Source organism: Streptomyces sp. MB09-02B, assembly GCF_033794485.1.
GTDB lineage: Bacteria > Actinomycetota > Actinomycetes > Streptomycetales > Streptomycetaceae > Streptomyces.
Genome location: NZ_JARGEE010000425.1, coordinates 1 through 7,291 on the forward strand (window position 1 = coordinate 1; position 7,291 = coordinate 7,291).

General features: G+C 70.0%; 5 protein-coding genes and 1 riboswitch. Of the genes, 2 read left to right on the plus strand and 3 right to left on the minus strand.

The annotated features are described in order from the left end of the window. Positions 1-13: 13 nt before the first annotated feature. Complete coding sequence (locus P1P70_RS36745) at positions 14-382, minus strand: PRC-barrel domain-containing protein (protein ID WP_239752330.1); 369 nt, start codon at positions 380-382, stop codon at positions 14-16. A gap of 124 nt (positions 383-506) precedes the next feature. Continuing rightward, positions 507-603, plus strand: a riboswitch (glycine riboswitch). Between the two features lie 171 nt (positions 604-774). Between P1P70_RS36745 and gcvP the strand changes: the two genes are divergently transcribed. Continuing rightward, a complete protein-coding gene (gene gcvP / locus P1P70_RS36750; protein ID WP_319245508.1) occupies positions 775-3,660 on the plus strand; it encodes an aminomethyl-transferring glycine dehydrogenase in 2,886 nt (961 codons plus the stop codon). 117 nt (positions 3,661-3,777) lie between these two features. On the opposite strand, the gene P1P70_RS36755 is transcribed toward gcvP, so the two are convergent. Together P1P70_RS36755 and P1P70_RS36760 are read right to left on the minus strand one after the other, a co-directional pair. Next, entirely contained in the window at positions 3,778-3,978 is a 201-nt protein-coding gene (locus P1P70_RS36755; protein ID WP_086756025.1) for a DUF5999 family protein, read from the minus strand. Between the two features lie 410 nt (positions 3,979-4,388). Beyond that, positions 4,389-4,973 (minus strand): hypothetical protein, encoded by a 585-nt coding sequence (locus tag P1P70_RS36760; RefSeq protein ID WP_319245511.1) that lies wholly within the window; start codon positions 4,971-4,973, stop codon positions 4,389-4,391. A gap of 568 nt (positions 4,974-5,541) precedes the next feature. Between P1P70_RS36760 and P1P70_RS36765 the strand changes: the two genes are divergently transcribed. Continuing rightward, complete coding sequence (locus P1P70_RS36765) at positions 5,542-7,056, plus strand: glutamate--cysteine ligase (protein WP_319245513.1); 1,515 nt, start codon at positions 5,542-5,544, stop codon at positions 7,054-7,056. The last annotated feature ends 235 nt before the right edge of the window (positions 7,057-7,291 follow it).

Below are 7,291 nucleotides of genomic sequence, written 5' to 3' on the forward strand. Positions count from 1 at the left end.
GCTCTGGGGGCGGTCAGGATTCGTCCTTGCCTGCCACGTTGCCGAAGTCGTGGTCCAGGGGTGGGGGTGGGGCCGTGTCCAGGCCGTAGTGGTGGTAGAGCTGGAGTTCCTGTTCGGGGGAGAGGTGGCGGCCGACGCCGAAGTCGGGGGCGTCCTTGATCAGGGCGCGTTCGAAGGGGACGCGGAGGGTGCCTTCGACGAGTTCGCTGGGCTCCAGGGGGACGAAGGCGTCTCGGCCGAAGAAGCCCATGCGTATCGCGGCCCACTCGGGGATGCCGGTCGCGTCGTCGAGGTAGACCTCGTCCACGGTGCCGATCTTGCTGCCCTTGCGGTCGAACGCCTTGCGGCCGATCAGGTGGCGTGGATCGATGTCGGTCTGCACGGGCCCTCCAAGTGGTCGCAGAGTGGCGGCGAATCATCTCTGACCCCTACGAAACGGCACATCGGGGGCGGCGGCCACTCGAAGACCCGTGCGTTGACCGCGCTGATACGCTGGCAGCGGCTGTTGACCCCGTGCGGGAGAGTCCTCCGGACACCATTCGGAGGCGCCGAAGGAGCAAATCCTCCCCGGAATCTCTCAGGCTCACGTACCGCACGGACGAGGTCACTCTGGAAAGCAGAGCGGGTGCCACGGCTCCCGCTCTCACCGACGGTGAAAGCCGGCCCGACCAGGGCCGGTGAAGCTCTCAGGTTGAGATGACAGAGGGGGAGGCCGTCCGGGCACCCGTGCCGTGGTGCCCCTCGAAGGTCGTGTCAGACCAGGAGGCCTCCGTAATGACCGCCCATCGCATTCCGCTCTCCGAGCTCGAACAGGGAATCCCGTTCGAGCGGCGCCACATCGGCCCGGACGTCGAGGCCCGGGCCAAGATGCTCGCGCATGTGGGGTACGGCTCGCTCGACGAGCTGACGGCCGCCGCGGTCCCCGAGGTCATCAAGAACACCGAGGCACTCGATCTGCCGGGCGCCCGCACCGAGGCCGAGGTCCTGGCGGAGCTGCGCTCGCTGGCGGACCGCAACCAGGTGCTTGGCTCGATGATCGGCCTCGGGTACTACGGGACCTTCACACCGCCCGTCATTCTGCGGAACGTCATGGAGAACCCGGCCTGGTACACCGCCTACACGCCGTACCAGCCCGAGATCTCCCAGGGGCGGCTGGAGGCGCTGCTCAACTTCCAGACCGTCGTCGCCGAACTGACCGGGCTGCCCACCTCCGGGGCCTCGCTGCTCGACGAGGGCACGGCCGCCGCCGAGGCCATGGCGCTGTCCCGGCGCATGGGGAAGAACAAGAGGGGGCTCTTCCTCGTCGACGCGGACGCGCTGCCGCAGACCGTCGCCGTGATCGAGACCCGTGCCGAACCGGCCGGGGTCGAGGTCGTCGTCGCGGACCTGAGCGGGGGGATCCCGACCGAGATCGCCGAGCGGGAGATCAACGGGGTGCTGCTGCAGTACCCCGGCGCCTCCGGTGCCGTACGGGATCTGAAGCCGGTCATCGAGCAGGCGCACGAGCTCGGCGCGCTCGTCACCGTCGCAGCCGATCTGCTGGCGCTGACTCTGCTGACGTCGCCCGGTGAGCTGGGTGCCGACATCGCGGTGGGGACGACGCAGCGGTTCGGGGTGCCGATGGGCTTCGGCGGGCCGCACGCGGGCTACATGGCGGTGCGGGAGAAGTTCGCGCGCAGCCTGCCCGGGCGGCTCGTGGGCGTCTCCGTGGACGCGGACGGGCACAAGGCGTACCGGCTCGCCCTGCAGACGCGGGAGCAGCACATCCGCCGGGAGAAGGCGACCAGCAACATCTGTACGGCTCAGGTGCTGCTCGCCGTGATGGCCGGGATGTACGCCGTGTACCACGGGCCGGAGGGGCTGCGGACCATCGCCCGGCGTACGCACCGGTACGCCACCGTGCTCGCCGCGGGGCTCGCGGCGGGTGGGGTCGAGGTCGTGCACGGCGCGTACTTCGACACGCTCACCGTGCGGGTGGCGGGGCGGGCCGGTGAGGTCGTGGCGGCCGCGCGGGAACATGGCGTGAACCTGCACCTGGTGGACGCGGACCTGGTGTCGATCTCCTGCGACGAGACCACGACCCGGGCGCAGCTGGGTGCCGTATGGACCGCGTTCGGGGTGGAGGGGGACGTCGAGGCCCTGGACGCCGCGGCTGAGGACACCCTGCCCGAGGCGCTGCTGCGGTCGGACGACTACCTGACGCACCCGGTGTTCCACGAGTACCGCTCCGAGACCGCGATGCTGCGCTATCTGCGCCGGCTCGCCGACCGGGACTACGCGCTGGACCGGGGCATGATCCCGCTGGGCTCCTGCACGATGAAGCTCAACGCGACCACCGAGATGGAGCCGGTGACCTGGCCCGAGTTCGGGCAGCTGCACCCGTTCGCGCCCGCCGGGCAGGCGCAGGGGTACCTCACGCTCATCCGTGAGCTGGAGGAGCGCCTGGCGGAGGCCACCGGGTACGACAAGGTGTCGCTGCAGCCGAACGCGGGCTCGCAGGGCGAGCTGGCCGGGCTGCTGGCCGTCCGCGGGTACCACCGGGCGAACGGCGACGCGCAGCGGACCGTGTGCCTCATCCCGTCCTCCGCCCACGGCACCAACGCCGCGAGCGCGGTCATGGCGGGCATGAAGGTCGTCGTCGTGAAGACCGCCGAGGACGGCGAGATCGACGTGGCGGACCTGCGGGCGAAGATCGAGCAGTACCGCGACGAACTGGCAGTGCTGATGATCACGTACCCGTCCACGCATGGCGTGTTCGAGGAGCACGTGGCCGACATCTGCGCGCAGGTGCACGACGCCGGTGGTCAGGTGTACGTCGACGGTGCCAACCTCAACGCGCTGGTGGGACTCGCCAAGCCGGGGCACTTCGGCGGCGACGTCTCGCACCTGAACCTGCACAAGACGTTCTGCATCCCGCACGGTGGCGGTGGGCCGGGCGTCGGACCGGTGGCGGTCCGCGAGCACCTGGCGCCGTACCTGCCCAACCACCCGCTGCAGCCCGCGGCCGGGCCGGAGACGGGCGTGGGCCCGATCTCGGCGGCGCCGTGGGGCTCGGCGGGCATCCTGCCGATCTCGTGGGCGTACGTCCGGCTCATGGGCGGGGAGGGGCTCAAGCGGGCCACTCAGGTGGCGGTGCTCAGCGCCAACTACATCGCCAAGCGGCTGGAGCCGCACTACCCGGTGCTGTACACCGGCCCGGGCGGGCTGGTGGCGCACGAGTGCATCGTCGATCTGCGGCCCCTGGCCAAGGCGACCGGGGTGAGTGTCGACGACATCGCCAAGCGGTTGATCGACTACGGCTTCCACGCGCCGACGATGTCGTTCCCGGTGGCGGGGACGCTGATGATCGAGCCGACCGAGTCGGAGGACCTCGGTGAGCTGGACCGGTTCTGTGACGCGATGATCGCGATCCGCGCGGAGATCGAGAAGGTCGCCTCGGGCGAGTGGCCTGCGGACGACAATCCGCTGCGCAACGCGCCGCACACGGCGGGCGCGCTCGGTGGGGAGTGGGAGCACGCCTACACCCGTGAGGAGGCGGTCTTCCCGGCCGGGGTCTCGCCCGCCGACAAGTACTGGCCGCCGGTGCGCCGGATCGACCAGGCCTTCGGCGACCGGAACCTCGTCTGCTCCTGTCCGCCGCTGGACGCCTACGCGGAGTAGTCGCTCGGAGATATGCGTCGGGGCCGGTTCGGAGAGTGCGCTCTCCGGCCGGCCCCTCTTCTGTCCGGGCGGGCGTCCTGTGCGAGGACGCTCACCCTGTGCGCACGTCCGTGCGGCTCAGGCGGCTGTCACCACGCTGCCCATCGGGCGGTGCGGCGCGATGATCTGGCCGTCCGGCAGGAGCTCACCGGTGTCCTCGAAGAGCAGAACGCCGTTGCAGAGCAGACTCCATCCCTGCTCCGGGTGGTGCGCCACGAGTCGGGCGCCCTCCCGGTCGGCGGATTCGGCGGTCGGGCACAGTGGCTGGTGCTGGCACATGGTTGTGGGGATCTTTCGGTTTGTCGTGTGGTCTGAGTTGGCTGGTTTGTCCGACCCGCGGCTTGAAGCCTCGTTCATGGCCGCCCCCCGTTGTGATAAATCGGTCCGGTCCCAGTGTTGCCCCACGGACGTCAATCCGCAGGCATTTCGCAGCACGGCTTCTTCACAGGTTGATGACGCATCCCTCGCGCGGACGGTTCATCCCCGCCGCACTGTCCCTTCGGGTGGTTCGCCATGGTCGGATGGGGCTAGTCCGGTGGTGCGGATAGCTAGGGAATAGCTCGTACGAGCGTATTGCCGCCCGAAAGAGCGCGCATTTCCCGGTGGTGGGAAGAGGGGAAACGAGCGCCCCGCCGCCGGGAAATCGGCAGCGGGGCGCGAGAAGTGCGAAGAGGTGTGGCGGCCTTGGTTCAGGCGGGTGACCCCAGGAGGGGTGCGGGCGTGAGCCGGGTGGTCAGTACCGGGAGGAGTTCGGCGACCCGGTGCGGGCGGTGGGCGGCGATACCGGGCGGCGCGGGCGCCAGCGGCACCAGCAGGTCGTCCGGTGCGGGGTCGCCGACGGCGCCGTCGGCGGTGGGGTCGGCGTGCAGCCAGAGCGTGAGCATGTACAGCTCGGGCACGGACAGCAGGCGCGGCTGGTAGGGCTGCTGCATGACCTCGGCCTGGCGCAGGGCGCGCTCGGTGGAGGTGATGTACGGGCCCTCGAAGAAGTGCGAGAACGCCCAGCCGTCCGGGGTCAGCCGGGTTTCGGCGGCGGCCACGGCGCGGTCGCCGCAGCGGATCAGGAACCGCCATCCGGTGAGCCGGGCGGTGCCCGTGCCCTCCGGGGTGATCCGGTCGAGGACGTGCACGGGCAGCGGCAGTTCGGGTGTGGCGGGGCCCGGGGCGTTCTTCAGGGAAGGGGTTCGCGCCTCGTGGACGGCGGTGGGAGAACCGAGTGCCATGAGGACGGTGCGCAGGGCGGGCGCGGGAGCCGGAGGGACATGCAGCGGCATGGTGGGTCGCCTCTCAATTCGACAGGCACAGTGGCGCGAGGGCGGGGGCGGACGGCGCTGTCAGCTCTCGGGGGTCGGAGAGACGGGTGCCCGGGGTCCGGGTGCGTGGGTGGGTCCGCCGCGCGTGGCCTGACGGCAGGACCGAGGACCGCGGGTGCCGCTCTCAGCCTCGTTTGCGGAGTTTATACGACACGTGTTCACACGAGGTTTCGTCTAGCCGCTCCGAATATGAAGAGCAAGGCGGTATCCGGTCGCCGGGGTCTGCCCATCACCCCGTTTTTCCATGGGAGTGAGCCGGTGACCTCGGATTACCGGCACGTAGCGGACGGCCGGTTCTGGTCGGCGCTTTTCACGAAAGCGCAACAGGCGGAAAGCGCGTGCTCATTCTTGCCTGCTGAATGTGCCAGAAGCACGCCGAGTGAATAGTGTCGGAGGTGACCGCGATCAGCCTAGCGTGCGCAGGTCGCGGCCGGACGTTATCAGCGGCTCCACCGGGGCATCATCATCCGTGGACCCGAGACAGCAGTGGCCGGATCGTCGGCCTGCCCATCCAAGGAGGGACCCCTAGATGGGAGAGAAGGTCGTGGCGGGGCCGTTCGGCCTCTCCGATCGCCAGCAGTACCGCGACAAGTTGAGGCAGTGCCTGGCGGGGCTGGCGCGGCTGCTGGAGGAGAAGCGGTTCGACCGCCCCAAGAACCTGATGGGTGTGGAGATCGAGCTGAACCTCGTGGACGGCGACGGTCTGCCCAGAATGATGAATGCGCAAGTACTGGAGCGGATTGCGAGCCGAGATTTCCAAACAGAACTCGCCATGTTCAATCTGGAAGTCAACATTGCTCCACATCGGCTGGGCGGCCGGGTTTTCGACCAGCTTTCCGAGGAGCTGCGCACCTCCCTCGCGTATGCCGACCGCAAGGCGATCGAGGTCGGCGCGGGAATCGTGATGATCGGCATTCTGCCGACCCTGGACCGTGACGACCTGGTCTCCTCGAACCTCTCCGCGGGCGACCGCTACACCCTGCTCAACGATCAGATCGTCGCCGCCCGGGGCGAGGACTTCACCCTCGACATCGACGGGGTGGAGCGGCTCGTCTGCACCTCGAAGTCCATCGCGCCCGAAGCGGCCTGCACCTCGGTGCAGTTGCACCTCCAGGTCACCCCGGGTCGGTTCGCCGACGTGTGGAACGCAGCCCAGGCGGTCGCAGCCGCGCAGGTCGCCATCGGCGCCAACTCGCCCTTCCTGTTCGGGCACGAGCTGTGGCGCGAGTCGCGACCGCCGCTGTTCCAGCAGTCCACCGACACCAGGCCGCCCGAGCTGCAGGCCCAGGGGGTGCGGCCGCGCACCTGGTTCGGGGAGCGGTGGATCTCCTCGGCGTTCGACCTCTTCGAGGAGAACCTCCGCTTCTTCCCGGCCCTGCTGCCCATCTGCGACGAAGAGGACCCGATGGCCGTCCTCGACGAGGGCGGCGTGCCCTCTCTCGCCGAACTCACCCTGCACAACGGCACGATCTACCGCTGGAACCGGCCCGTCTACGGCATCGCCGACGGGGTTCCGCACCTGCGCGTCGAGAACCGGGTGCTGCCGGCCGGGCCGACCATCACGGACGTGATCGCCAACGCCGCCTTCTACTACGGCGTCGTACGCGCCCTCGCCGAGGAGTCGCGGCCCGTCTGGACACGGCTGCCGTTCGAGGCGGCCGCCGCCAACTTCGACGAGGCATGCCGGCACGGCATCGACGCGCGGCTCCAGTGGCCGCGCGGCCGCTACGGCGGGGTGGGGCCGGTGGACGCCGTGAACCTCGTACGCGACGAGCTGTTGCCGCTCGCCGAGGCGGGGCTGGACGCGTGGGGGGTCGAGCCGGTCGACCGCGACTTCTACCTCGGGGTGATCGAGGAGCGCTGCCGACGTCGGGTCAACGGGGCGTCCTGGCAGGTCGAAACGTTCCACCGGGCTCTGGCCAAGGGGCTCGGGCGGGATGCGGCGCTGGCCGCCACGACCCGGCGGTACGGCGAACTGATGCACTCCGGAGAACCGGTCCACAGCTGGCCGGTCGGGCTGCCGGAGCCGGTGCCGCTGGGCTGAGAGTCCGCCTCGGCCGGGTTGGCGATCCGCCTCCGTCGAGCCGAGGAACAGCCTCCGCCGGGCGGCGGGCGACTCCCCGCTGGGGCCTGGGCCGCCTATGAATGCGTCGCGTCCGTTCCGCTGAGTCGCTTGAGGGGACGCCGCCGGAATGTGGCGGACCGCCGCGGGTGATGATGGACCCTCGGCGGGGCCGGACAACTGGAGGCGTGGGTGCAGGGGCAGGCGGAGTCGGGGG